22 protein-coding genes and 2 pseudogenes are annotated in these 24177 nt (G+C 68.9%); 18 read left to right on the plus strand and 6 right to left on the minus strand.

The genetic code is table 11. The features are described 5' to 3' along the window. Nucleotides 1-585 precede the first annotated feature (585 nt). Nucleotides 586-1356: an IclR family transcriptional regulator gene (locus ABZO29_RS44540; RefSeq protein ID WP_367325887.1), complete on the minus strand. Its 771-nt coding sequence runs from the start codon at nt 1354-1356 to the stop codon at nt 586-588. Between the two features lie 274 nt (nt 1357-1630). On the opposite strand from ABZO29_RS44540, the gene ABZO29_RS44545 reads away from it, so the two are divergent. From ABZO29_RS44545 to ABZO29_RS44590, 10 genes are all read left to right on the plus strand, one after another. Then, nucleotides 1631-2269 carry an ATP-binding protein gene (locus tag ABZO29_RS44545; RefSeq protein ID WP_367325893.1) on the plus strand — a complete coding sequence of 213 codons (639 nt, stop codon included), beginning with the start codon at nt 1631-1633 and terminating at the stop codon, nt 2267-2269. 533 nt (nt 2270-2802) lie between these two features. Continuing rightward, nucleotides 2803-3120, plus strand: a complete 318-nt coding sequence (locus tag ABZO29_RS44550) for a DUF485 domain-containing protein (protein WP_367325894.1) — start codon at nt 2803-2805, stop codon at nt 3118-3120. A gap of 4 nt (nt 3121-3124) precedes the next feature. Then, nucleotides 3125-4768, plus strand: a complete 1644-nt coding sequence (locus ABZO29_RS44555; protein WP_367325895.1) for a transporter — start codon at nt 3125-3127, stop codon at nt 4766-4768. Nucleotides 4769-5600: 832 nt separating this feature from the next. Continuing rightward, nucleotides 5601-6812, plus strand: a complete 1212-nt coding sequence (locus ABZO29_RS44560; RefSeq protein WP_367325896.1) for a cytochrome P450 — start codon at nt 5601-5603, stop codon at nt 6810-6812. After that, entirely contained in the window at nt 6809-7000 is a 192-nt protein-coding gene (locus tag ABZO29_RS44565; RefSeq protein ID WP_367325897.1) for a ferredoxin, read from the plus strand. The genes ABZO29_RS44560 and ABZO29_RS44565 overlap by 4 nt, the downstream gene beginning before the upstream one ends. Further along, a complete protein-coding gene (locus tag ABZO29_RS44570; RefSeq protein ID WP_367325898.1) occupies nt 6997-8154 on the plus strand; it encodes an NAD(P)/FAD-dependent oxidoreductase in 1158 nt (385 codons plus the stop codon). The genes ABZO29_RS44565 and ABZO29_RS44570 overlap by 4 nt, the downstream gene beginning before the upstream one ends. A gap of 373 nt (nt 8155-8527) precedes the next feature. Then, complete coding sequence (locus ABZO29_RS44575) at nt 8528-9247, plus strand: zinc-binding dehydrogenase (RefSeq protein WP_367325899.1); 720 nt, start codon at nt 8528-8530, stop codon at nt 9245-9247. Nucleotides 9248-9632: 385 nt separating this feature from the next. Beyond that, the gene (locus ABZO29_RS44580; protein ID WP_367325900.1) at nt 9633-10121 is read left to right on the plus strand and encodes a MaoC family dehydratase; all 489 of its coding nucleotides are present in this window, start codon (nt 9633-9635) and stop codon (nt 10119-10121) included. Beyond that, nucleotides 10118-11119: an NADP-dependent oxidoreductase gene (locus ABZO29_RS44585; RefSeq protein WP_367325901.1), complete on the plus strand. Its 1002-nt coding sequence runs from the start codon at nt 10118-10120 to the stop codon at nt 11117-11119. The genes ABZO29_RS44580 and ABZO29_RS44585 overlap by 4 nt, the downstream gene beginning before the upstream one ends. Nucleotides 11120-11292: 173 nt before the next feature. Then, nucleotides 11293-12063, plus strand: a complete 771-nt coding sequence (locus tag ABZO29_RS44590) for an SDR family oxidoreductase (protein ID WP_367325902.1) — start codon at nt 11293-11295, stop codon at nt 12061-12063. A gap of 30 nt (nt 12064-12093) precedes the next feature. On the opposite strand, the pseudogene ABZO29_RS44595 reads toward ABZO29_RS44590, so the two are convergent. The 3 genes and pseudogenes from ABZO29_RS44595 to ABZO29_RS44605 form a co-directional block, all read right to left on the minus strand. Then, nucleotides 12094-12694, minus strand: a pseudogene (locus tag ABZO29_RS44595) (transposase domain-containing protein). 762 nt (nt 12695-13456) lie between these two features. Then, complete coding sequence (locus tag ABZO29_RS44600; RefSeq protein WP_367325903.1) at nt 13457-13747, minus strand: hypothetical protein; 291 nt, start codon at nt 13745-13747, stop codon at nt 13457-13459. Next, entirely contained in the window at nt 13735-14652 is a 918-nt protein-coding gene (locus ABZO29_RS44605; protein WP_367325904.1) for a hypothetical protein, read from the minus strand. The genes ABZO29_RS44600 and ABZO29_RS44605 overlap by 13 nt, the downstream gene beginning before the upstream one ends. Before the next feature lie 165 nt (nt 14653-14817). Here ABZO29_RS44605 and ABZO29_RS44610 point away from each other — a divergent pair, with 165 nt between their 5' ends. From ABZO29_RS44610 to ABZO29_RS44620, 3 genes are all read left to right on the plus strand, one after another. Then, entirely contained in the window at nt 14818-15039 is a 222-nt protein-coding gene (locus tag ABZO29_RS44610; protein ID WP_234519903.1) for a hypothetical protein, read from the plus strand. Further along, nucleotides 15039-15413 (plus strand): fic family toxin-antitoxin system, toxin component, encoded by a 375-nt coding sequence (locus ABZO29_RS44615; protein ID WP_367325905.1) that lies wholly within the window; start codon nt 15039-15041, stop codon nt 15411-15413. Before ABZO29_RS44610 ends, ABZO29_RS44615 begins: the two co-directional genes overlap by 1 nt. Nucleotides 15414-16649: 1236 nt before the next feature. Continuing rightward, nucleotides 16650-16793, plus strand: a complete 144-nt coding sequence (locus tag ABZO29_RS44620) for a hypothetical protein (RefSeq protein ID WP_367325906.1) — start codon at nt 16650-16652, stop codon at nt 16791-16793. Between the two features lie 534 nt (nt 16794-17327). Here ABZO29_RS44620 and ABZO29_RS44625 read toward each other — a convergent pair. Then, the gene (locus ABZO29_RS44625) at nt 17328-18203 is read right to left on the minus strand and encodes a LysR family transcriptional regulator (RefSeq protein WP_367325907.1); all 876 of its coding nucleotides are present in this window, start codon (nt 18201-18203) and stop codon (nt 17328-17330) included. Between the two features lie 121 nt (nt 18204-18324). On the opposite strand from ABZO29_RS44625, the gene ABZO29_RS44630 reads away from it, so the two are divergent. Both ABZO29_RS44630 and ABZO29_RS44635 read left to right on the plus strand, forming a co-directional pair. Next, complete coding sequence (locus tag ABZO29_RS44630) at nt 18325-19323, plus strand: NADP-dependent oxidoreductase (RefSeq protein WP_367325908.1); 999 nt, start codon at nt 18325-18327, stop codon at nt 19321-19323. Further along, a complete protein-coding gene (locus tag ABZO29_RS44635; protein ID WP_367325909.1) occupies nt 19320-19721 on the plus strand; it encodes a nuclear transport factor 2 family protein in 402 nt (133 codons plus the stop codon). The genes ABZO29_RS44630 and ABZO29_RS44635 overlap by 4 nt, the downstream gene beginning before the upstream one ends. Before the next feature lie 312 nt (nt 19722-20033). Here the strand turns inward: ABZO29_RS44635 and ABZO29_RS44640 are convergent. Next, nucleotides 20034-20150: pseudogene (locus tag ABZO29_RS44640) on the minus strand (IS5/IS1182 family transposase); the annotation flags it as partial. A gap of 259 nt (nt 20151-20409) precedes the next feature. Here ABZO29_RS44640 and ABZO29_RS44645 point away from each other — a divergent pair. From ABZO29_RS44645 to ABZO29_RS44655, 3 genes are all read left to right on the plus strand, one after another. Continuing rightward, on the plus strand, nt 20410-22044 hold the full coding sequence (locus tag ABZO29_RS44645) for a LuxR C-terminal-related transcriptional regulator (RefSeq protein WP_367325910.1): 1635 nt from the start codon (nt 20410-20412) through the stop codon (nt 22042-22044). Nucleotides 22045-22160: 116 nt separating this feature from the next. Further along, nucleotides 22161-23033, plus strand: coding sequence for an alpha/beta fold hydrolase (locus ABZO29_RS44650; RefSeq protein WP_367325911.1), 873 nt, complete (start codon nt 22161-22163; stop codon nt 23031-23033). Between the two features lie 15 nt (nt 23034-23048). Then, a complete protein-coding gene (locus tag ABZO29_RS44655) occupies nt 23049-24176 on the plus strand; it encodes a flavin-containing monooxygenase (protein WP_367325912.1) in 1128 nt (375 codons plus the stop codon). Nucleotide 24177: the final 1 nt, after the last annotated feature.

The following is a 24177-nucleotide window of genomic DNA, read 5'->3' on the forward strand; positions in this document are numbered from 1 at the left end:
CAGCCGCAGCTGTCCGGTCTCGGTCAGGGGCGCATTACGGTGGGGCATGAGGGCCTTCTGTCGTTCGGTGGAGATGTCGCAATCCACACCGAACCCGGAAGGCCCTGCCCGTTCACGACGCCTCAGCCGAGACCTGCATCACCCGTCCGCAACCTCCCCGGACAGAACACCTAGGCAGGGGGTAACTGCTGGTCTGCCCGGCTCGTTCACGAATGCGGCTCTCCGGTCGTGCCCCGGCGGGCGAGGAAGTCGGGCTGCGTCGGGCGTGCGGTGGACGGTGTCGAACAAGCACGTCCAGGCATGCTGCCCGGGCCAGTTGTTCGGCAGGCGCAGGGTGATATGGGGGATCGGGCGATCCCGGCCGGGACACGGACGAGGTCGGCGCGCAAGGGAGGTCTACCGCTGCTGGTCGACTCCTGAGAGTCGCCGGACGCATCGCGACGTCGAGGCCGAGCACCGCGCGATCATGGAGGCCACCGTCGGCCGCGACGCCGACCTCGCGGCCAGTCTCAGCGAGCGGCACATCCGGCTCACCACCGAGCTGGCGATCGCCAGTCAGCAGACGCCCGAGTCCGCCTGAGGGGGTCAGGCGCCCCGCATGGCGCGGGCGATGGCCAGGCTCGCGGTGCGGATCGCGACCCGGTTGGGGATCTGGGTGCCGGCCTCACCCGGTGATACGAGAGAGATCGCGCCCAGCGCCTCCTTTCGGTGATCGAGGATCGGCGCCGCCACGGTGGAGATGAAGGCGGGCCCGCTCGCCAGCGGGTTCGGGGCGGAGAGCGCGCACACGCCTTCCGATCGGGTCATCGCGAGAAGCTGCCGCAGCCGGACCGGGTCGGCGGCGCGGGCCAGGCACGGGTCTCGCACATCGTCCGGTGCGTACGCCAGCAGGGCCACGCCGATACCGGTCTCGTCGAGGGGGATCCGGCCTCCCACGCGGTACTTGACCGCCGTCGCGTCCGAGGCGGAGAGCCGCTCGACGAGCACACCCTGGTCCCCCTCCCTCACCGCCAGCAGGATGTGCTGACGGGTGACGTGGTGCAGGTCCTCCATCACCGGCAGCGCCGCCGCACGCAGACCATGACCACGCGGGGCAAGCGACGCGATCTCGAGCAGGTGGAGTCCGACCACGAACTCCCCGTCGTCGCGGCGTTCCAGTGCCCCCAGGCGCAGGAGCTGGTTGGCGATCCGCAGCGCGGTGCTCTTCGGGAGGCCCGAGCGGACGGCAAGCGTCTGCAAGGGCAGGCTCTCGCCGTCCGACGTGAACGCCCGCAGCAGCCGGAACGCCCGGTCCAGGATCGGCTCCCCGACAGGCGGCCGGCCGGAGGGGCGCCCGGAATATTGCGTGCCACTCATCGAAATGCCCCCTGCGGGCCGGCCCAACTATGTCGAAGAGTCCTATATATGCATTCCGGTTCCCAGAGAGATCGAGGTGGACCTCATGGGTCTCCACAAACGGCTTGGACCGTCCCCGGACCTGCCGGGCCGCAGCGCCCGCTGCCACGGGCACTGCCGAGCCTTCTGTGTCGCACCCCGACTGTTTCAGCAGTCCTCCTTCGCGGCATCCCACCGAATCCGCCCACACGGACCGGACACACCTCCCGCCCGTCTCCACGGCCCTGCCGTCACGGTGGCACCGCTGGCACGCCGGCTGCGACGGCGCAGGGCTGCCCTCGTCGTGCGGATCACAGGCCTGGCCGGTCACCTGCGCCGGGCACACGAGGACGACGTCTACTGGCCACTGGACCACAACCCGCGCGCCCCGTCTCAGGCGAGGCGGCTGATCCGTGACCAGCTGACCCGATGGGGACTGGACGAGCAGGCCGACACCGCCGAGCTCTTGGTCACCGAGCTGGTCACCAACGCCCTCACGCACGCGCGGGGTCCGATACGTCTGAGCCTGTCCCGGTCCCTTTTGAAAGGGGCACTGCGCTGCGGTATCAATGACGCGAGCCCCCTCCCGCCCCGGCTGCGCCACACCCGGTACGACGAGGAACACGGGCGGGGACTGCACCTTGTTGACGAGCTCGCCACCCGGTGGGGCTCACGGCACCTCGCGGACGGCAAGACCGTCTGGTTCGAACTGCGCACGACCAGTGCCGTACCCCGCCTCCCCCGACTCAGCCTGTGGCCGTCCAAACGCCGCAGGATCCCATCACCCGAAGTCCCGTCCCCCCGCACCACATCGCCCGGCGCAACAGCGGGCGGGTTTGGCGACACCGGGGAAACGGGGGCGACCGGGGCAACGCATGTGCTGGCGGCGGGTTGAAGTGACCCGCTTCAGACGGGTTGAAAGTGACTCAGATGTCCTTCTCCTGCGTGTGTTCAGTCGTTGCCGGCGCGCACCGCATGGGCGACGCCCGCGCCGCCGCATGGAGCCTGCGCGGCCTTCGTGGAGCGGGAACGCTCGTCATCACGAGGTGAGCACGCGCGAGCCTCGCTTTGAGAATGACCTCCTGAACGTACCTCACGGTCAGTTGACATGTGATCACTGGATCCGTGATGCTCATGAGCGCACCATGACGCATGACGGCCATGGCGGATGGAGCCCACGCGCTGAGGCTCCGCGGTCCGCGTTCGGCCCTCTCGTCTGTCTTGACTTCGCTGAAACCCCGACACAGCACACTGTGTACCGGCGGACGGCGATCAACTCATCCTTCGCTGCATCCCGCGCAGCTGCAACGCCGCGCACTGCGCCGCGTCCCGCCCTCACTGCCCGGAGGTTCCGTGCCCCCGCATGTCCCCCCGATTCCCCCGATTCCCCCTGGTCGCCCAGCGGCATCCGACCCCGCGCACGATGCCGTGCAGCTGCGACACATCGGCAGCTTGCGCGAGGCCACCCAGCGCGCTCAGCGCGCCTTCCTCGTCGTCAACGCGGTTCCCTTCGTCGGCGGCATCGCGCTGTCCTCCTTCACCGACGTCCCCGCACTGCGCGTGCGCGGGGAGCTCACTCTGGGCGTGATCTGGGGCATCCTGCAGTGCGGACTCTTCGTCGTCACGGCCTGGTTGTACGAGAGTCGAAGTGCGCGCTCGTGTGATCCTCTCGAACGGTCCCTGACGTCCGGTGAGTTCCAGGCCGGGACGCCGGGGGCTGCTCGCGCCACCGGTCCGGGGTGGTGAAGCCGTGACCCTGGATGTCCTGAGTGCGGGGGTGCTCGACCCGGTGGGCTCAGCCGCGAGGGCCCCCGTCATCGTCGCCTTTCTGATCTTCATCGGAGTGTCACTCCTGTGGACCTTCACGCTCGCCGCAGGAGAGGAGGAGAGCCCGGAAGGGCTCTACCTTGCCGACCGGTCCCTCTCCCCGACCTTCAACGGTGTCGCCCTGGCGGGAGAGCAGATCTCGGTTCTCACCGTGCTGCAAACCGCCGGGGGCGTGGCTCTGATCGGCTACGACGGATTCACTTTCGCCCTCGACGTCCTGATCGCCCTCGGTGTACTGCTGCTCCTCGCGCAGAGGATACGCAACAGCGGCCGTTACACACTCGGTGATCTCTTCTCCTTGCGGGCGTCAGGTCGAGGGCCCCGAATCGCCGCCGCCGTCGTGACGTTGGCCATCACGATTCCCGTCCTCATGGTGCAACTGGTTGCCGCCGGTATCAGCGCGGCCCTCCTGATCGGCATGCCGACCGATCATGCCGTGGTGGCGTGCACCCTGCTCATGGGCTGCCTGGTCGCTTGCTTCGCCGCGTTGGCGGGTCTGAGAGGTACGAGCTTCATCCATGTCGCCAAGGTGCCGATCACCTTGGCGACGCTGACGGTGGTCACACTGCTGGCCCTCAGGAAATTCGAGTGGGATCCCGGTTCGCTGCTCTCGGCCGCGGTGGACAGGAGCGTGGCACCGGACCGCTATCTGAAGCCGGGGCTCTGGCTGGACACAGCGGGGCTCGGTCCGCTCAACGCGTTCGGCAACCACATCGTCGCCATCCTCGGTTTGGCCATGATGCCGCACCTGATCCTGCGGATCGCCGGGTCCCGGAGCGGTCGTACCGCGCGGCGGTCCGCGCGTACGGCCGTGTGGCTCTCCGGCATCTTCGTCCTCCTGCTGATCACGACGGGCTTCTCGGCGGCCGCTGTGGTCGGCGCCGCGGACCTCGGCGCGGTCGATGCCTCGGGGCAGTCCGCCCCGATCCAGCTGGCGTCGGAGGTACTCGGTCACGGCTCGACGGGGCGCGTCGTGCTCATCACCGTCATGGCGTGTGTCGTCTTCCTCGCGGTGCTCACGACTGTGACCAGTGTGACGTTCGCTGCCGCCGTCTCCCTCGCTCACGACGTGTTCGCGCGAGAGGGGCGCAGCCGCTCCGACACCCAGGAGGTGCGGGCCCTGCGCCTGGCCGCCGTCGTCGTGTGCGGCGTCGCCGTTTCGCTGGCCGCCGCCCTGCACAACTACCAGGCCCAGTTCCTGATCGCCTTCTCGATGGCCGTCGCGGCGTCGTGCATCTTCCCCGCGTTGATCTACTCGTTCTTCTGGCGCGGATTCAATCGCCGAGGGCTGTTGTGGTCGGTCTCCGGGGGACTGCTGCTCTGTGCCGTCTTCACGGTTTTCTCCCCGACCGTGTCGGGTTCCCCCATCGCTCTGTGGCCGGAAGCACGTTTCGACTGGTATCCGTTCCAGTCGCCCGGCCTGGGCGCCGTTCCCGCGGCGTTCTTCCTTGGGTGGCTCGGCAGCGTCACCTCGCCGGGAGATTCCGAGACCGCTTTCCGGCGCATCGAATACAGACTTCTGACCGGGACGGAAGCCCGACGGCAGGCCTCTGATGCGCGTCGGTAGGTGCCGCTCCGCAACGGCCGTGACGGTCGGCGGCGAGCACACAAGCGTGACGCCCACGGCTTCGGGAGGTCGATCGCTCGTGGAGCGGATTTCCGTACTGCTTGTCCGTCAGCAGCCCGAGCCGCCGCTCGGCCTGGTTGGGCCACGAGCTGCTGGTGGGCGTGAAGTGCGTGTGGAAACGTGGGTGCGCGGCCGGCCGTCGCTGGATGGCCGGCGGCCGGGGCGTGCTTCATGGCGGGCCGGGTTTCGGGCGGCCTGGGAAATTCATCACCGCTGTGGCGGCGCGGGCGGCGCGAGTCGCGGTGCAGGGCGTCGTGCTGGATGTCCGGGTCGACTGCGGCAGGCGGACAGGCCATCCGGGGAGGGCCCGTCTCCCGCATGTGCGAGCGCGGTCAGGACGGCGGCGAACCGCGCATCGTTGTGTGCGGGGTATGGGCCCGGGTGCGCAGTACGCCGCCGACTTCGGGAACGGCAGTGGCGGCGACGGCGCCCGCCAGACTGGTCAGTGGATCACCTTGCCCAGGTTGACCCTGTTGCGGGCCACCGGCTCCATCAGCCCGTAGCCGCCGGTCGCAACGCCCGGGCATCGCCGCCCGCCAGAACCGTCGGCCAGGTTCCTGGACCGGGGAGAGACGTGTAGTCGAGCTGGAGAACAGGCCGGACACCAAGTCGGATTACGAGGTGTTGTCGGTGCCGACCATCTCCGGCTTCAGCGTGCACAATATTTCGAAAATGTATTGACATCGCGAAAGTGTGTTTGGTGTGATGACATTCATCACAGTGTGGACCGCGTCGGACGCGTACTGGCGTGCGACTTGCCAGGGAGGACGTCATGACCCGAGCCAGCCACCTGGTCGCCTCGGACGTGGACCTGTTCAGCCACGCCCTTCTTGAGGATCCCCACCCGGTCCTGCGGGAGCTTCGCGACCTCGGCGGCGCCGTGTACATGCGGCGGCACGACTTTTATGTCTTGACGCGCTACGAGGACGTGCGAGCAGCCGTTCGGGACTGGCGAACCTTTACCTCGGCGCGCGGCACCGGGTTGGTTCCCGAGCTCAACGCGGGTCAGATCGGCGGGGTTCTCGCCTCGGATCCGCCCGAGCACGATTCGCTCCGCGCGGTGCTGTCGGAACAGGTCTCACCTCGGGCCATCCACAAGCTTCGCGGTGACATCGGCCGGCAGGCAGCCGAGCTCGTAGACGCCGTCGTTCCGCTCGGCAGGTTCGATGCGATCACCCAGCTGGCCCAGCGGCTCCCGGTCCAGGTGGTCGCCGACCTGATCGGACTTCCTGACGAGGGTCGAGAGAACCTGATTCCCGGAGCCGATGCAGCCTTCGCCGCTTTCGGCCCGCTCACCCCGGAACTCCAGGAACGCTTGCCGTACCTGGTCGCGTTCCTGGAATGGATCGAGCAGGTGGGGACTCGCGACCAGCTCGCTCCAGGCAGCTGGGGAGCCGCTGTGCTGGACGCGGTCGATGAGGGGCGACTTCCGGCAGACAAGGCGTTCCCGCTCATGCGCGCGTTCCTGGTCGCCGGAATGGACACCACGGTGAACGGCATCGGATCGATGCTGAGGATCTTCGCCGAGCGGCCGGACGTCTGGGAGGAGGTCCGGAACAACCCGAAACTCGCTGGAGCGGCCTTCGAGGAGACTCTTCGTCTCGAGTCACCGGTCCAAGCATTCTTTCGTGAGACAACGCGTGACGCCGAGATCGACGGAACGACGGTGCCTGCTGGCAGCCGGGTGTGCCTCCACTTCGGATCCGCCAACCGTGACGAGCGTCATTTCGTTGATCCCAACCGGTTTGACCTGCACCGAGGCGCACTCGACCACCTGGCCTTCGGCAACGGAGTGCACGGGTGTGCTGGCCAAGGGCTCGCGCGGCTGGAGGCGCGGGCGATCGTTTCGGCGCTCGCAGAGCGCGTCACGACCTTCGAGCTCGCGGGGTCCCCGGTCCGCCACTACAACCCCGTGATCCGCGGCCTGCAGGAACTACCCATTGCGGTCACGACGCGTGCGAGGACGAAAGGTGTCCGTTCATGAGGGTCAGCGCAGACACGGCGAGGTGTGAAGGGCACGGTCTCTGCGAGGAGGTCGCGCCCAGCGTGTACGAACTCGATGACGACGCGGTCGTCACGGTCGCCCACGAGGAGGTGCCGCCGGAGCTCGAACGGCTCGCCGAAGCCGGGGCACAGGTGTGTCCCGTTGCGGCGCTGAAGGTGATCCGGTGAAGCTCAACCGCATCGTCGTCGTTGGCGGCTCGATCGCGGCGCTGACTGCCGCCGAGACCTTGCGCATCGAGGGGTTCGACGGATCGATCACGGTTCTCAGCGACGAGAAGGTCCCGCCCTACACGCGCGTGCCGTTGTCGAAAAGCGCGCTCGCGGGGCGCGAGTCGGAGGACGACTTGACCCTTCCCGCGATGTCGGACGACGTGGATCTGCGTCTTCACACGCGGGCCGAAGGGCTCGACGTGCACCGGCGACTCGTCCACACCAGGGAAGGCTCGGTCCCTTTCGACGGCCTCGTCATCGCCACGGGCGCCCGTGCCCGCACCGTGGGTCATCGGCGCGGGGGTGAGAGGGTTCTGCGGGACATCGAGCATTCCAGGTCCCTCCGCGCAGATCTCGCCACTGCATCGTCGGTACTCGTCGTCGGAGGCGGATTCCTCGGGATGGAGATTGCGTCGACGTGCCGTGAGCTCGGTAAGGACGTGACTGTCGTCGATCGGGAACCCCCACTCGAACGCTTGCTTGGACCACTCGTGGGCGCAAGGATTCGCGATGCCGCCCACCTGGCAGGAGTGCGGATTCGTGTCGCCGCGGGCGACGTCGAGCTCGTCGGCGGGAAGACGCCAAGCGGTGCGAGAATCGCGAACGACGAGGTCCTCGAAGCGGACATGGTCGTGTCGGCCGTGGGCGACCTTCCGAATATCGAGTGGCTGCTCGGCAGCGGACTCCGTCTCAACGGGGGAGTTCTCGTCGACGCGTGGTGCCGCGCCCGCCCAAATATCGTCGCGGCAGGCGACGTAGCGGTCCAGGCCGGCCCAGACGGGTCGAGCAGACGAACACCTAGTTGGACCAACGCCATTGAACAGGCCCGCGCGGCGGCACAAGCGCTGCTTCGAGCTGAGAGCGCGGCGCCGTACCGGCCGTCGCACTACTACTGGACCGAGCAGTTCGGTCTCGATGTGAAGATGGTTGGGCCGCCCGGCTCCGACGGTACGCCGACGATCAGCGAGGGTTCGCTCGATTGCCCGCCGGCACTTCTCGAATGGCATACGTCAGGCACTGCCTATCGCGTGGTTGCCCTGAACCACGGGATTCGCCCGGCCAAACTGAAGCGCCTGGTCCCTGCACATCACTCTCGTGCTGTACTCCGATGAGGAGCACGGAGTAGTCATGACGCGCGCATGCATCGCTGAAGTCCTGCGCACGCCGTGGGCAAACGCGGCGAGAGTCTCTCCCAGTGCCGCCTCAACGGCCCGGCCCCGCCACGTGCTGCTCGGTCTGCTGGACAGAGTGGGCCTGGACCAGGCCCTGGCCGAGGCGTGGTCCTGGGCCACATCGACCAGGGCGGCAGTCAGGCGGACACCATCGCCCGCAATGCCTGGCTCGTGGCGGGACTGCCGCGGTCAGGCGGCCGCCCGAAGGCCGCCTTGGTCCCCGGCCAGCACCGCTCCGGTGTCCGTTGCGATTCGCAGTCGAGGTGCGCAGGCGGAGGCGTGGCCAACGCGACGACCATGGAGGGGTGTGACCGTGCGGGCGATCCAGATCACTCGGCTCGACGGGCCGGAGGCGATCGAGTTCGTCGACGTGCCCGCCCCCGCGGAACCCGGCTTGGTCACCATTGAGGTCGGGCCAGCCGGCGTCGCCATCCCCGAGCCGTTGCAGCCCCGCGGTCTCCACCAGCTCCAGCCCGACCTGCCCTCCACCCCCGGCGCTGAGGTCTGCGGCGCAGTCGTCGACGCACCTCAGGACTTGGGGCCGGCCGTGGACGACTGGGCCGCCGCGCTGTGGCTGCTCGGGGGCTTCGCGGAGCAGATGCAGGCCCGTGTCGACCTCACGTTCCGGCTCCCCGACGAGGTCGGCATCGAAACCGGGCCAGCCGTCCTGTTCAACTACTGCACCGTCTACTTCGGGCTCATCGAGCGAGGCCATCTCGTCGAGGGCGAGACCGTCCTGGTCCGCGGTGCGGCTGGCGGCATCGGGACGGCCGCGATCCGGGTGGCGAAGGCGTTCGGCGCCGGGCAAGTGATCGCGGTGGTGTCCACGGAGGAGAAGGCACGGGTCACCACTCAGGTGGAGGCCGACGAGTACGTCATGACGGAAGGCTTCCGCAAGTCCGTCGGACGGTGCGTCGACATCGTCGTCGACCCCGTCGGCGGCGACCGATTCACCGACTCGCTGCCCACACTCACCCCGCACGGCCGCCTGCTGGAGATCGGCTCTTCACCGCCGGGGAGATCCCCACCGTGAAGGTCAACCGACCTCTGCTCAACAACCTCCCCGTCGTCGGCGTCGGCCGGGGCGCCTACTCCATCCCGCAGCCGGAGCGCGTCGCTCGCCAATGGGAGGCCATGCTTCCGCACCTCGAGGGGACCCTCGACCCACTGCCGGGCCAGGGCTATCCGCTGGCGAAGGTCAGCCAGGCGTCGCTCTGCCTGACCAGCGGACAGCGACCGCAAAGGTGCTGCCGACGCCATGAGTGCCCTTTCCCAGCAACAGCGCCCAGCCACGTGCCGGACTCCCCGCGCCCTCGACGAGCCCGTCAACGCGGCCGAGTGCGGACCGCCCGCGGCGACCATCGAATGCGAACCCAGGTTCGACTAGCGTCGCGTACCAGATCCAGGAGAACAGGTCCATGACCGACCACGAAGTCCTTCGTCCCACCACCGTCGACGAGCTCGTCGCCCTCGTCGGCCGCGAGCTCGGTCCCACGGCCTGGCACCCGCTCACCCAGCCGCAGATCGACACCTTCGCCGACGTCACGGGCGACCACCAGTGGATCCACGTCGACGTCGAGCGCGCCGCCGCAGGCCCCTTCGGCACGACCATCGGCCACGGACTGTTCACGCTCGCGCTCGGTCCCGCTTTCATGGAGGAGCTGATGGCGTTCGACGGCTTCGCGCACAGCCTGAACTACGGCTACAACAAGGTGCGCTTCCCCCACCCTCGCCCGGTGGGCAGCAAGGTCCGGATGCGGGCGACCATCACGGACGTGACCCCCATCGGAGACGGCTCTGCGCAGATCACGACCACCCAGTACTTCGAGGTGGAAGGCGTCGAAAAGCCGGTCTGCGTCGCCGAGTCGATCGGACGGTTCACTGAGCACGAGGAGGACGCGGCATGAGCGTGCACACGACGCAGGTTCGCCTGGCCCGACGGCCGCAGGGGCTCCCCGACGAGCACACCTGGGAGGTCACCGAGACCGTGCTCCCTTCGCCGAAGCAGGGTCAGTTCGTCGTCGCGGTAGACCACATCTCGCTGGACCCCGCGATGCGCAGATGGCTCAACGACGTCCGCTCCTACGTGCCGCCGGTGGGCATCGGCGAGGTGATGCGCGCCCCCGCCACCGGGACGGTGACGGAGTCACGACACCCTGACTACGCGGTCGGTGACGCCGTCAGCGGCTGGTTCGGCGTCACGGAGCACGCCCTGAGCGACGGCGAGGGCGTCACCCACATCGACACCGGGCTGGCCGGGCCGCCGACGTGGCTCGGCGCGCTGGGACTGCCCGGGATGACCGCGTGGTTCGGCCTGTTCGACGTCGGCCGACTCCAGGACGGCGAGACCGTGGTGGTCTCCGGAGCCGCGGGAGCGGTCGGCAGCGTGCTGGGTCAGCTGGCCAAGGCACGCGGCTGCCGGGTAGTGGGCATCGCCGGCGGCCCGGAGAAGTGCGCATGGCTCAGGAAGATCGGTTTCGACGAGGCGATCGACTACAAGGCCGACAACCCGCTCGAGCGGCTGCGGGAGACGGTGCCCGAGGGCATCGACGTCTTCTTCGACAACATCGGCGGGGACATTCTCGACGCCGGCCTGGCCAACCTGCGACGCGGCGCACGCGTCGTGATCTGCGGGGCTATCTCCGCCTACAACGCCGAGAAGCTGCCCGAAGGCCCGCGGCGCTACATGTCTTTGGTGGTGTCCCGCGCCTCGATGACGGGCTTCCTGGTCCTCGACTACGAGGACCGCTATCCGGAGGCGATCGAAGGGATCAACGAGATGATCCGCACCGGCCGGCTGTTCGCGCGCGAGACCATCGTCTCCGGCGGCGTCCGCGCCTTCCCCGAGGCGTTGCTCGGCCTCTTCCGCGGGATCAACACCGGCAAGCTCGTGCTCGAAGTCTGACGCGCTGGCGCCTCAGAAGTAGGCCGGCGCCACCGGCTTCCCAGCGGTTCCAGCACGGTCACCACCGCGCCGCGACCACGTCGTGCAGGACGGCGCCGAGTCCGGCGAAGGTCTCTGGCGCGCCGTGCCGTTCGAGGGGAACTCGTCGTCTCCCCGTACAGAAAGCGAGAATCATGAACACCTCCACCCTCTTCTCCCTCGATGGCCGCACGGCGTTGATCACCGGCGGCTCCCGCGGCATCGGCCGGATGATCGCCGAGGGCTACGTCCGTAGCGGCGTGCGGGTCTACATCTCCGCTCGCAAGGCCGATGCGTGCGATGCCACAGCCAAGGAGCTCTCTGAACTCGGTCACTGCGTCTCGCTGCCGGCGGACGTCTCGACCACCCTCGGCATCCAGGAGCTGGTGACTGCCTACCGCCAGCACGAGCCTGCGCTGGACATCCTCGTCAACAACGCCGGTGCGGCCTGGGGCGCGCGTTTCGACGAGTTCCCCGAGTCCGGCTGGGACAAGGTGATGGACCTCAACGTCAAGACGCCGTTCTTCCTCACACAGGCGCTCCAGCCGGAGCTGGTGGCCGCCACCGGTGATCATCTGGCCAAGGTCATCAACATCGCCTCGATCGACGGGATCTCGATCGGTCCGATGGAGACCTACAGCTACCACGCCAGCAAGGCCGGACTGATCCAGCTGACCCGCAGGATGGCGCTGCGGCTGATCGAGTACGGGATCGTTGTCTCCGCGATTGCTCCGGGCGCGTTCGCCTCGAACATGAACAGGGACGCGCGCGACCACCCGGACGAGATCATGGACCAGATCCCGGCGGGGCGCATCGGCGCCGACGAGGACATGGCCGCAGCCGCGATCTACCTGGCGTCCCGTGCGGGCGACTACGTGGTGGGTTCCACGCTGGTCGTGGACGGTGGTGCGACGCACGCCCGATGACCCCCGCACCGGGTCCCCGGATCGTTGGCATCAACCTGCGCACCGGTAAGCGGTGGCCCAACGGCTGGCACTCGCAGACGGCGCGCGTAGGAGAGTTCGCCGACGTCGTCGGGTCCGAAGTCCTGCGCGTTCTACCAGGGCCTGCGTCTGGTCGCCGTGGACGGCACCACCCTGTCCGCTCCCGAAGAGGAAGCGGTGACCTGGCATTTTCGCAAGCACATCGGCAGGGTCCGCGCTTTCGGCTACCCGCTGGTGCGCCTGGTGGCCCTCGTGGAGTGCGGCAGCACACGGGCTTTGGTGGACGCGGTCCTGGCGGTGGTCGGCCACTGGTCCGGCCAGGATCGAGAACAGGTGGCGCAGCGGTCCGCTTCCCAGTCGGCGCCGGGCACGTGCCAGCGACGAGGGGCACGGGCGGGCCACGGGCACGCTGCCCAGTCCCGCTGTGAGCTTGGCCCATACCGCCTGATAGCAGGATCGCTCGAAGATGGCGAGGGCCAGCACGAAGTACACCACGACACGCGCCGAGCAGCCGCACCCGCTGCGTGCGGACACCGGTGTCCTCCAGGACCGCGTCGACTAACTCGGGGTCGATGATCTCGGTCAACTCGCCCAGATGGCCAGGCGCGTACACGTCCAGGGCTGTCGCGCCGGACTCGACGCTGACAAAATTCTGAGGCAACGGGACCTCCGGGACACTCGCAATGGCTTCGACACCTTGCGAACTACCAGAGGTCCCGCCCTCTTGACAGGGTCACTGGACGTTGCGGGTCAGGGTGCCGGTGGTCTCCTGGATCCAGTCGGGGCTGTCGGTGTCGGAGCCGTAGTGGTTGGCCTTGGGCCCGGTCTGAGTCCACGTTCCGCCGTTGTTGGACTCGGGGGTCCAGGAGGCGAGGCGGCCGGCCGCGTCCAGGCTCCGGGTCTGCCGGCTGGCACCGGAGGTCTGCTGGCGGACGAGGTCGTTGGCGTCGGAGCCGATCGTCGCGCCGGAGGCCTGCGTGGTGGTGCGGCCGAAGGCGTCGTAGAGCGTGCCGGAGGTGGCCAGCCGGTCGGCGCTGTCGTAGGAGTACGACGTGGTGGTCGCACCCGTCGATGTGCAGGCCGCGCCGATGGCACTGGTGGCGACGGCGAGGGCGGTGCGGTTGGTGTTGTTGTCGAAGGTGTAGTCGCGCCGGGTGCAGGCCCCGTCCGGGTCGGTTTCGTCCGCTCTGGTGAGGCGGCCGGCCGGCCGCGTCGTAGGTGTAGGCGCGGCTGCGGCTGTGGCCCGCGGTGTCGGCGTCGGCCACGACCTGACCGTGAACGCTCTCGTCCGTGCTGTCGGAGGCGACGACGGTGCCGTCGCTGTCCCTGGTATAGATCTGGGAGAGCTCGGCGCCGGTCTCGTCCTGCGCGACGGTCAGGGGCCGCCGGGCAGGGACTCGGTGATCAGGTTGCCGTCCGCGTCGGAGGTGGCGGTGAAGGTGCCGGCGACCGAGTCGGTGCGGGAGGTCTCCACACCGCGCGGGTCCTTGGTGGTGTCGTAGGTGTAGGTGGTGGACGGGGCGGAGTCGGTGGTCTTCACCACGCGGCCCAGCGCGTCGTAGCTCGTAGCGGCCGTGTTGCCCGCGCCGTCGTTGTAGGAGATCTCCCTCCCGAGCTGGTCGTAGGTGTGGGTGACGGTCTGCCCGTTCGACGTCACGGTGGCCACGTCACCGCTGTCCGGGTCGTACGTGGTTGTGCTGTCCGGTACCGCCGTGCCCACCCCACCGCTGACCGTCGTCGTCTGAGGACGTCCGGCGGCGTCGTAGGTCGCGGTGGTGGTACGGGTGACGGAGTTCGCGGTCTCCGTGGTTTTGGCGTGTTGCCCCACCGGTCGTACTCGACCGTCTTGGTGGGCAACTGGCTGGGGTTGGATCCGCCGCCGGTGATACTGCCGGCCGGGCCGATGGAGCACAGTAGGTCGGCCCATTCGGGACGACCGTTGCAGGCGCAGGCGCAGGCGCAGGCGCAGGCGCAGGCGCAGGTGCCGGTCGCGGAGTAGTACGTCGTGACCGTGGCGCCCGCGTCCGTACCGGACGACTTGGGCAGGGTCGTCTTGATGACCCGGCCCTGGGCGTCGTACGACGTCGTCGTCTTCAGCGCCAGACCGTTCGGGTCGGTGATCGTGGCCGTGGGCACGCCCTTGACCCAGTCGTACTCCGTCTTCGTGGTGCGCACGTCCGCGTCCGACGGGTAGCCGTCCACATACGCGCCCACCTTGCTGGTGGTGACCTGGTTGACGATCGTGGCCGTGCCGTCGGTCGGCCGGCCCTCGTCGTAGGTGTTGACGGTGTGCTGGTGCGCCGCCATCTGGCTGCCCGCCGGCAGGTCGGTGCCGCCCGTGCCCGCCGTCAGCGTCGAGGTCAGGGTCATCAGGTGCGGCGGCCCGTACTCGTCCGTCGCACGCAGACCGTCGGAGGAGTACACGGAGCGGGTCGACAGCAGCTCGGCCCGGTCGGCCGCGGTCATCTGGTCGATGCTCAGCGCGATCTGCTCTGCCAGTCCGGCTCCGCTGGTGGTGAGCGCCAGTTCGCGGTTTCTGGCCGTCAGTTCCTCGTTCCACGGACCTCGCACGTCCAGGAAGCGCTCCCGGCCGCCGAAGCGTGCAGCCGACCAGCAAAGGCATTACGGTCAGTAGTGGTCGTATTGCATCTAGTTCAATCATTGACCGTGGCGATCTCGGGATCTCGCTTCCGGTATCCACTCCCACGCGGCGCCCGGCACGGCTACCGTGGGGCCATGGCGAAGGAGATCCGCATCAAGGTCGACGACGAGACGTATGAGGAGCTGCAGCGTCGCGCTGCCGACGGCCACGAGGACCCAGATCAGTACGCGAGCCGGCGGCTGACCGACGACCTTGCGCGCACCCGGTTCCTTGAGGGCGCGAGGGCCTTCGTCGAGGAGCATGGGCAGGCTTTCGCCGACCGCTTCGGGACCGGCCCCAGCAGCCACGCCGCCTGATGCCGCCCGTTGTGCTCATTGACGAGCGATGGCTGCTTGATATCGCGCAGAACCTCGTGCCCGACGACCCCGACGTCACCGACTACGGAGCGCTGGCTGCCGCCGTCGCGCGCCACCGACACGACGTCATGGGCACCCTGGTCTACCCGGCCGGGCACCACCGAGCCGCCGCCCTCTTGCACGCCCTCGCACGGATTCCTGCCCTCGAGCACTCGAACGAGCTGTTCGCCGCGCAGGTCGCCTACGCCTACCTCCACGCCAGCGGCATCCAGGTCAAGGTCGGCAGCCAGGAGGCGATCGCGCTGGTCATCGACGCCGTCGAGGGACGCCGCGACGTGCGCCAGGTCGCCGATGCGTTGAAGAACTGGGGCTGATCAGCCAAGACAGCCAGGAGCGCTCCTCAGGCAGCTGCGCTTAAGCTCCCGCAGGCGGAGACCATCCTGATCATCACGGCCGCTGTGCTGCGGCGCTGGGACGTTGGCCGCCGTGCTCCTGGGCTCCCACTGTGGGCTCGCGTTTCGCGTGACCCGTTCTCGTTGACGGTGGCCCTTGCCTGGCCCATGCGACCGATGTGCGACGAAGGCCTGCCTTTCGGTTACATCAACGCGGGTATCTTCGGCGCTCCTCGCTGTGCGCCCGCTCAGCCCCACGGCGAGGGGACCTATCGGCAGCCGGTGTTCCAACGCGACATTGCGAGGCTCGCGGCGACGACCGATCCGCTGCCAAGCAGCGCCGCGCCCGCTGTCGCCTCACCGTGGTCGAGGAAGTACCTGGCCAGCTATAGGCATCCGACCCCGATGAAGGCACCGAGGGCGACACTCAGTCCGTGGAAGACCAGGTGCAGAATTTCCATCCACCGCCTGTGGTCGAACTCCCGCTCTACTGGGCGAGCATGCGCGCGGCGCTGCCGGGAATGATCTGCTCCCAGGGTTCGGCCTGCTCACCACGGGCAGTTGGCTCCAACTCGCCTGCTGACCGGACGGCTTCGCCGTGACAACCTGCTCCGCAGGAGGCTCTTCCTGCATGCTCATGGGCGCCGCCCAATACGTCGGACCGAGTTCCGTGGCCGTCGTCGGTTCGGGTGGCGCGCCGAGCGTGGCGTACATGTCCGCCAGCCTGGCCATGACCAACTGGTCGGGGGGTAGGGCGGGCGAACGGCGCGGAGAGCTGAGACGAGTCAGAAGCCCTGCCAGTACCGCCCACACCACGAGCAATGTCACCGTCCACCATGGCCCCTGTCCCGTCGGCAGGATCCTCAGCACGCACCACACAGCGGCGGCCAGCGCCAGCATGTCGGAGACGACGACAAGTGCCCGTCTCCTTCCCGAGCCGCTGCCGTTGACGTTCGGAGGGCGAGGCGCCTTTCCAACCTGGTGTGAGCCCGCCTGGGCCTCCGCCAGCTCCCACAGCGACATCTGGACATCTGGGCGATCGACCGGCCAACCCTGCGCTTCCGTTCGATCCCCTTCCTCCGCTGGAGCTCAGCGCGACGCCTCTGCCCGCCCGGTCTGGTCATCGGGCACCCAGCCTCGCAACTCCCAGGCCACTTCCAAGCCGAGGACAAGGCTCGCAAGGAGCTGCTGCGCTGCTTCAACGACACCGTGTTGCCCTTGGACGTCCGCGTCGCAGATGCTCTCGTCCGTGTGTATGCCCTCCCCCTGGCCCGCATCGTCGAGCTGACCGACGTCCACGTCCGATGCGACCAGGAGAACACTTACCTGGCGGTCAACCAGCACCCCTTCGTGCTCCCCTGAAGCTCGCCCGTCTCTTCGACGATCGGCTCCGACACAGCGCACGCCGGCGCAGCACCACGACCGGGCATAGGTACCTCCTGTCCGGCCAAAGCCCTGAAGGCCCGCGTAACTCCCCTGGTCTTGCTGACAGGAGAGACGCCACATTCTGCCTGCCCGCGCAGCTGGGAACACCGCCATGATGGACGCCCTGGTGGGCCTACCGTTCATGGTCATCGCCGACCTGCGCATTCACCCCAAGACAGCAGAACGCTGGGCCACGCTCGCCGGCGAGAACTGGTCCGAATAGGTGTCCTCGCTGACGTGAGGGGGCCGGGCGGTGGTTGCGTCCTGCTCGCACTCCAGCGCCCGGGACTCCTCAGGATGCTGTGCCCTCTACGAGGAGAGCACAGGCCGTTGTCGTTTGCCGAGAGCAGTTGGCGACGAGACGGGCGGTTCCTGCGTCGAGCGGTGTTCAGCCTGCGGTGAGCCGGCGGGCCTCCACTCGGGGGCCGTGGTGGACCTGCCGCCCGTGGTCATCGCCCGACCTGGTCCCGGTCAGGATGGCGGGGTGGTCAGGACGGCCTGGGCAGCCAGCTGGAGATTCCTGATCATCGGATTCGGGTCGTCCTTGCGGCTGACCAGGACGACCCGGCTGGGGGGAGCGCCCTCGATCGGGACGGTGACCAGGCTGGGACGCAGTGAGCTGCGCCGATCGCCGACCGGTAGCACGGCGATCGCCCTGCCGCTCGCGACGAGTTCGAGCTTGTCCTCGTAGCTCTCGATCGGCGGCACACCGGCCCCGAGGATCCGGTAGGACGTCCAGTCCGCGGTCTCGAACGCGCACGGGGCCGCGTCTTCGTCGGCCAGTTCTTGCGCGGTCACCGACGCGCGGTCGGCCCAGGGGTGGCCGCGGGGGACCACGAGCATCCGGGGCTCCTCGTACAGGGGGGTGGTGGACACGTTGTCGGCGGCGAGCGGCAGCGGGGTCCGCGCGATCAGGGCGTCGACGCGCTTGTCGGACAGTGCGCCGACGTCGCGGCAGTTCAGATGCCGGGTGGCGATCTCGGCGTCGGGGTGACGGCGTTGCAGTTCCCGTACGGCGGCGGTGATCACCAGGTCTTCGACGTAGCCGATGGTGATTCGTTCGGTCCGGGCTTGTTCACGCACGGCCAATTCGGCCTGGCGGGCGGCCTGCAGCAGGGCTTGGGCCCGGGGGAGGAACGTCTGGCCGGCCGGAGTGAGCCGGGTGCCCTGGGGGGTGCGGTCCAGCAGTCGTGTGCCGAGATATTTCTCGAGCCGTTGGATCTGGCGGCTCAGCGCCGGCTGGGCTACGTGCAGGTCGGCGGCGGCCCGGCCGAAGTGCTGGTGCGCCGCCACCACGGTGAAGTAGCGCACCAGCCGCAGTTCCAGGTCCTGTCCGAGATCGTTCACCGTTGCAGGGTACGCGTCATGCCGTTTCGGAATGACCGGTTGCCGAAAGGGTCTTGGACGGCCATGCCGTCCGGGGCCTTGACTGAAGGAGCAACGTTTCCCCGAGAAAGCGAAAGGCGCGATGAAGGCGATCCAGTTCCACGAGGCGGGCGGGCCGGACGTTCTGCGGTACGACGAGGTGCCGGTTCCCGAGATCGGTCCGGGCGAGGTGCTCGTGCGGGTGCATGCGGTGGGCATCAACCCGCCGGACTGGTACCTGCGTGAGGGGATGAAGGTCATGCCGGCCGAGATGAGGCCGGTGCTGGAGTTCCCCTTGATCCCTGGTACGGACATGTCGGGCGTGGTCGAGGCGGTCGCTTCGGACGTGTCCGGGTTCGCCGTCGGTGACGAGGTCTTCGGCATGCTGCGGTTCCCCGGATTCGACGGCCGGACGTACGCCGAGTACGTGGCCGCGCCGGCTTCTGACCTGGCTCACAAGCCGGCCGGTATCGACCACGTGCAGGCGGCCGGGGCGCCGATGGCCCTGCTGACGGCCTGGCAGTACCTGGTTGATCTCGGCCACGACGTGCCGTCTCCCTTCACCGGCCAGGTGCACCAGCCGGTGCCGATCACGCCAGGGATGACCGTGCTGGTCAACGGGGCCGCCGGTGGAGTGGGCCACTTCGCGGTGCAATTGGCGAAATGGAAGGGGGCACACGTCATCGCGGTGGCCTCGAGCCGGCACGAGCAGTTCCTGCGCAAGCTCGGCGCCGATGAGTTCATCGACTACACCACGACGCAGGCCGCGGACGTGGCCGGCGGCGTCGACCTGGTGATCGACACCGTCGGTGGCCCGGACAGCTCACGCTTCCTGAGGGTGCTCAAGCGCGGAGGCGCCATGCTTCCGGTGTTCTTCGCCCAGTACGACCCGGAAGAGACGGCGCGTCGTGGCATCACCGTCTCGAACATTCAGGTGCGTTCCAACGGCCCCCAGCTCGACGGGATCGGGCGCCTGTTCGACGAGGGTGAGCTGCAGGTCGGGGTGGACAGTACCTACCCGCTGTCCGAAGCGGGCAGCGCGCACACGCGAGCCGCGCAGGGCCACATCCAGGGCAAGATCGTGCTGACGGTGGTCTCGTGATCGCCGACCTCCAGCAGGCGGTAGCGCACTACGCCCATGCCCTGGACGAGCTGAATGTGCCCGAGCTGGAAGCGGTCCTGACCGAGGACACCGCCTGGACATTCATGATGCCCGGACAGGGGGTGCTCGGCCCGGTCGCCGGACGCGCGGCGGTGCTCGACTTCATCCGTGACGGGCACACGGCCCAGACCGGAAGGGTGCGCCACCACCTCGGCAACGTTGTGGTCACGACGACGGACGCCGCCACCGCCGAGGTGCGGGCCTATCTGCTGCAGACGAGGAACACCGGCGAGAGCATCCAGATGATAGCGAGCGGGCTCTACACGTTCAGCCTGCGATGGTCCGACGGTAGGTGGCGGATCGCCGAGCTCGCCCTGACGCTGGACAACGCCTTGTAGGGCGAGGCCAGGCAGTGCGCCCGGCGATCATCGGATGCCTGCCGACGGCGCCCGGGTACCGATTGGGCCGGCGACGGACAGCACGGCCCTGTGCAGGGAGATGATCAGCCGGTCGATGCGCTGTTGAGCGCCAGCAGGCTCGGCTGCCCCCTGGCGGATCGGCCAGGCGGTCGGGGACAGCCAGAGTGGTGATGGCGTTTCCGGTGGTCGCGGGGGCAGATCCTTCGACGTGGAGGGCGGGCGGGCGGCGAATTTGGCCGCCTGTGCCGCGGCCCGTGAGGTGCCGACGAGCGATGTGTTCGTCCTATGGGCCCTGGGCTCCGGGATCGTGTGTTTGATCCGGCGTCTGCGCAGGCAGCGCCTGGTGCGGCGAGAGCTGTACGCCTCGTCACCGCTGACGTGACCGGGTCGGTTGCGGGGCTGCTTACCCTGCTACTGCAACTCTCGAGCACCGACACTCCACCAGTGGCACCGCGACACCGCCGAAGGCTTCGCGGGTCACGACCTGTCGCAGCGGCGTGACTCGCTGGTGCTGGTCCTGGGTGAGCGGGGCGGGGTTGCTCGTGGAACGGTGCGGACGGCGAGCTGTGGCCTGTGTGGACGCATGTCCCGCCGGTGTGTACGCCCCGGGCATGCACAGCGCCTGACAATCCCGCGACCGCGAGGTGCAATGGTCGTGGGAGGCGGCATGGACGTGGTCGCGGAACTCGAGCAAGCCCGGGAGACCTTCGGCCGGCGTGCGTGGCGGGATGCGTACAGCCGGTTCTCGTACGCCGATCACGAGGCACCGCTCGAGCCCGACGACCTGGTGCGGCTCGCGACCGCCGCCTACCTCGTCGGATGTGATGCCGAGAGCGCCGCGGCGATGGAGCGGGCGCACCATGAGTACCTGCGCCGCGGCGAGGAGGCGCAAGCGGTGCGCTGCGCGTTCTGGCTGGCGGTGCCGCTCCTCATGAGGGGCGAGACGGCCCGCGGGGGCGGCTGGCTCGCCAGGGCGCAGCGGCTGATCGACGAGCGGCGGCTCGACTGCGTGGAACGGGGATATCTGCTCTTCCCGCTCGCGCTGCGTCTTGTCGATGAGGGCGACCCGGCGGCCGCGTACGCCACCTTCACCGAAGCCGTCAAGATCGGTGAACATTTCGGCGACCCGGATCTCGTGGCCATCGCCCGCCACGGCCAGGGCCGGGCGTTGATCCGGAAGGGAGAGACGGCTGCGGGTGTGGCGCTGCTCGACGAGGCCATGGTCGCGGTCACGGCGGGCGAGGTGTCGCCGATCGTGACCGGAATGGTCTACTGCAGCGTGATCGAGGCCTGCCAGGAGCTGTTCGACCTGCGCCGGGCACAGGAGTGGACGGCGGTGTTGTCCGACTGGTGTGCCGCACAGCCCGATCTCGTCCCGTACCGCGGTCAGTGCCTGGTGCATCGCTCCCAGGTTCTGCAGGTGCGGGGCGCATGGCCGGACGCGATGGATGCCGTACGGCGGGCGTGCGAACGGCTCTCCGAGCCGCCGGGGCAGCCGGCGCTCGGCCTGGCGCTGTACCAGCAGGCCGAGTTGCATCGGGTGCGCGGTGAGTTCGCGAAGGCGGAGGACTCGTACCGGCAGGCCAGCGTGATGGGTTACCCGCCGCATCCGGGGCTGGCGCAGCTGCGGCTGGCCCAGGGCCGGGTCGATGCGGCGGCCGGGGCGATCCGCCGCGCGGCGGACGAGATGCCGGACCGGCTGATGCGTGCGAAGGTGTTGGCCGCGTATGTGGAGATCATGCTGTCCGCCGAGGACGTGGCGGCATCCCGGGCCGCGGCGGACGAGCTCTCGCAGATCGCCGACGACATCGGCGCCCCGCTGCTGCGGGCCATCGCCGCGCATGCGCGCGGAGCCGTGCTGCTCGCCGAGGGCGATACCGCGGCCGCCCTCGACGCGCTGCGCGAGGCTTGCCAGGTCTGGGGCGAGCTCGAGGCTCCGTACGACGGTGCACGCTCGCGCGCCTTGGTGGGGCTGGCCCGGCAGCAGCTCGGTGACTTCGACACCGCGCAGCTGGAGCTGGACGCGTCGCGGCATGTGTTCCGGCAGCTGGGCGCGGCCCCCGACCTCGCCCGCCTCGATGCGCTGACTGGGGGGCGTCCTTTCCACGATGCCGGGCTCAGCCCGCGTGAGGCCGAGGTCCTGCGGCTGGTCGCCACCGGCATGACCAACCAGGCGATCGCCGACGAGCTGGTCCTCAGTGAGAAGACCGTGGCCCGGCATGTGAGCAACATCTTCGTCAAGCTCGGGCTCTCGTCCAGGTCCGCCGCCACGGCGTATGCCTACGAGCACGGCCTGGTCTGACGGCGCTGCCGCCGACTGCGCAGATCTACCCATGGCGCCCCTGGTCGGCGATTGGGTCGTTCTCCCGAAGCACCGGCACATCCTTCCGTGCGTCGATGGCACGGAAGGAGGCAGCCATGAGCGAGATGCACAGCCTGGCAACGGACGTTCGTGAGCGGACGCTGGCCGGGCTTCCGGTCACGGAGCGACGGCTGGATCTGGCGGGGGTCTCCACTGCCCTGCTCGAGGGCGGTGACGGCCCTGCGGTGGTTCTGCTGCACGGCCCGGGAGAGTTCGCCACCCTCTGGGGACGGGTGATCCCGGACCTGGTGAAGACGCATCGCGTACTCGCGCCGGACCTGCCGGGCCACGGCGCCTCGGGGATGCCTGTCGGTCGACTGGACTCCGATCGGGTGTTGGCGTGGCTCGATGCGCTGATCGAGCGGGAGTGCCCGTCGCCGCCCGCGCTGGTGGGACACCTGCTGGGCGGCGCGATCGCGGCCCGGTTCGCCGTCGGCCGGAGAGACCGGGTCAGCCGGCTGGTGCTCGTCGACACGTTCGGTCTGGCCCCGAACCGCCCCGCATTGCGGTTCGCAATGCCGCTGATGGCCTTTCTGGCGCGTCCGACCGAACGAACGCGGGACCGTTTCCTGGCGCAGTGCTTCCTCGACTTCGACGGGCTGCGCGAACAGATGGGCGGGGGCTTCGAGCCGTACGGAAGGTACGCACTCGCCTGGGCGCGTACGAAGACCGCCAAGGCCGCCCTTCGCAGCCTCGTGCCGGAATTCGGTCTGAGGGCCATTCCGCCGGACGTTCTCGCGCAGATCACCGTGCCGACGACGCTGATCTGGGGCCGCCATGACCTCCAGACGCGGCTGGATGTCGCCGAGGCGGCCGCGCGCCGGTACGGCTGGCCGCTTCATGTGATCGAGAACGCTCGCGACGACCCCTGCTTCGAGCAGCCGACAGACGCACTGCGGGCCCTGCGCGCCGCGCTCGGCCACGTCTGACAAGGAGGATGGACGATGAACACCGAACACGGCGCAGAGCAGGTGGAGACCGTCATCATCGGCGCGGGTCAGGCGGGTCTGGCGACCGGCTTCCATCTCGCCAGGCGTGACCGGCAGTTCATCATCGTGGATGCGAACGCCCGGGTCGGCGACAACTGGCGGTGCCACTGGGACTCGTTGCGGCTCTACAGCCCGGCGCGAGTCGCCTCGCTTCCCGGGATGCGGTTCCCGGCGCCACCGGTGTCCTATCCCACGAAGGACGAGATGGCCGACTTCCTGGAGGTGTATGCCAAGACCTTCGGGCTGCCGGTCCGTACCGGAGTGCGGGTGACCCGGGTGTGCCGCGAGGACGGGCGGTACGTCGTGGCGACCGACAACGCGTCGTCGATCGTGTGCGACAACGTCGTGGTCGCCTCCGGGACGTTCGGCCGGACGCCGTACGTCCCCGTCTTCGCAGATCAACTCCACCCCAGTATCGTGCAGATGCACTCGAGCGCCTACAAGAACCCGGCCCAGCTCCGGCCCGGCGGCGTGCTGGTGGTGGGAGCGTCGCACTCCGGCGGGGACATCGCATACGAGGCGGGCTCGGCCGGCCATCCGACCGTGCTCAGCGGCCGGATCCACGGCGAGGTACCGTTCGACATCGAGGGCAGGCCGGCGCACACGATCTTCCCGGTCCTGTACTTCCTCGCCCAGCACCTGCTGACCATCCGCACGCCCATCGGCCGCAGGCTGCGCCCGCAGATCAGGGCCCATGGCGGGCCGCTGATCCGGGTCAAGCGGGCCGATCTCGCCCGGGTCGGTGTGGAGATGGTGCCGGAACGGACCGTCGGCGTGAGCGACGGTCTTCCGGTCCTCGACGGCGGCCGCACACTGGACGTGGCGAACGTCGTGTGGTGCACCGGGTTCCGCCAGGACTTCTCCTGGATCGATGCCCCGGTCACGGGCGAGGACGGCTGGCCGGTCGAGGTGCGGGGCGTAGTGCCGTCCTCGCCGGGGCTCTACTTCGTCGGTCTGGCGTTCCAGTACGCCTTCGCCTCGATGCTCATCGGAGGTGCCGGCCGGGACGCTGAGCACGTCGTGAAGCAGCTGACGGGAACCACCGCCGCGCGCCGCCGGCCCGTGCCGAAGGTCCCGGCCTAGT

Source organism: Streptomyces sp. HUAS ZL42 (genome assembly GCF_040782645.1).
In the GTDB taxonomy this organism is placed as follows: domain Bacteria; phylum Actinomycetota; class Actinomycetes; order Streptomycetales; family Streptomycetaceae; genus Streptomyces.

What these genes read in the sequence shown, in the direction of transcription:
- ABZO29_RS44540 (WP_367325887.1), bottom strand. Translation starts at nt 1,356, where the DNA reads ATGAGTGGCACGCAATATTCCGGGCGCCCCTCCGGCCGGCCGCCTGTC.
- ABZO29_RS44560 (WP_367325896.1), top strand. Translation starts at nt 5,601, where the DNA reads ATGACCCGAGCCAGCCACCTGGTCGCCTCGGACGTGGACCTGTTCAGC.
- ABZO29_RS44565 (WP_367325897.1), top strand. Translation starts at nt 6,809, where the DNA reads ATGAGGGTCAGCGCAGACACGGCGAGGTGTGAAGGGCACGGTCTCTGC.
- ABZO29_RS44580 (WP_367325900.1), top strand. Translation starts at nt 9,633, where the DNA reads ATGACCGACCACGAAGTCCTTCGTCCCACCACCGTCGACGAGCTCGTC.
- ABZO29_RS44585 (WP_367325901.1), top strand. Translation starts at nt 10,118, where the DNA reads ATGAGCGTGCACACGACGCAGGTTCGCCTGGCCCGACGGCCGCAGGGG.
- ABZO29_RS44590 (WP_367325902.1), top strand. Translation starts at nt 11,293, where the DNA reads ATGAACACCTCCACCCTCTTCTCCCTCGATGGCCGCACGGCGTTGATC.
- ABZO29_RS44610 (WP_234519903.1), top strand. Translation starts at nt 14,818, where the DNA reads ATGGCGAAGGAGATCCGCATCAAGGTCGACGACGAGACGTATGAGGAG.
- ABZO29_RS44615 (WP_367325905.1), top strand. Translation starts at nt 15,039, where the DNA reads ATGCCGCCCGTTGTGCTCATTGACGAGCGATGGCTGCTTGATATCGCG.
- ABZO29_RS44630 (WP_367325908.1), top strand. Translation starts at nt 18,325, where the DNA reads ATGAAGGCGATCCAGTTCCACGAGGCGGGCGGGCCGGACGTTCTGCGG.
- ABZO29_RS44645 (WP_367325910.1), top strand. Translation starts at nt 20,410, where the DNA reads ATGGACGTGGTCGCGGAACTCGAGCAAGCCCGGGAGACCTTCGGCCGG.
- ABZO29_RS44650 (WP_367325911.1), top strand. Translation starts at nt 22,161, where the DNA reads ATGAGCGAGATGCACAGCCTGGCAACGGACGTTCGTGAGCGGACGCTG.
- ABZO29_RS44655 (WP_367325912.1), top strand. Translation starts at nt 23,049, where the DNA reads ATGAACACCGAACACGGCGCAGAGCAGGTGGAGACCGTCATCATCGGC.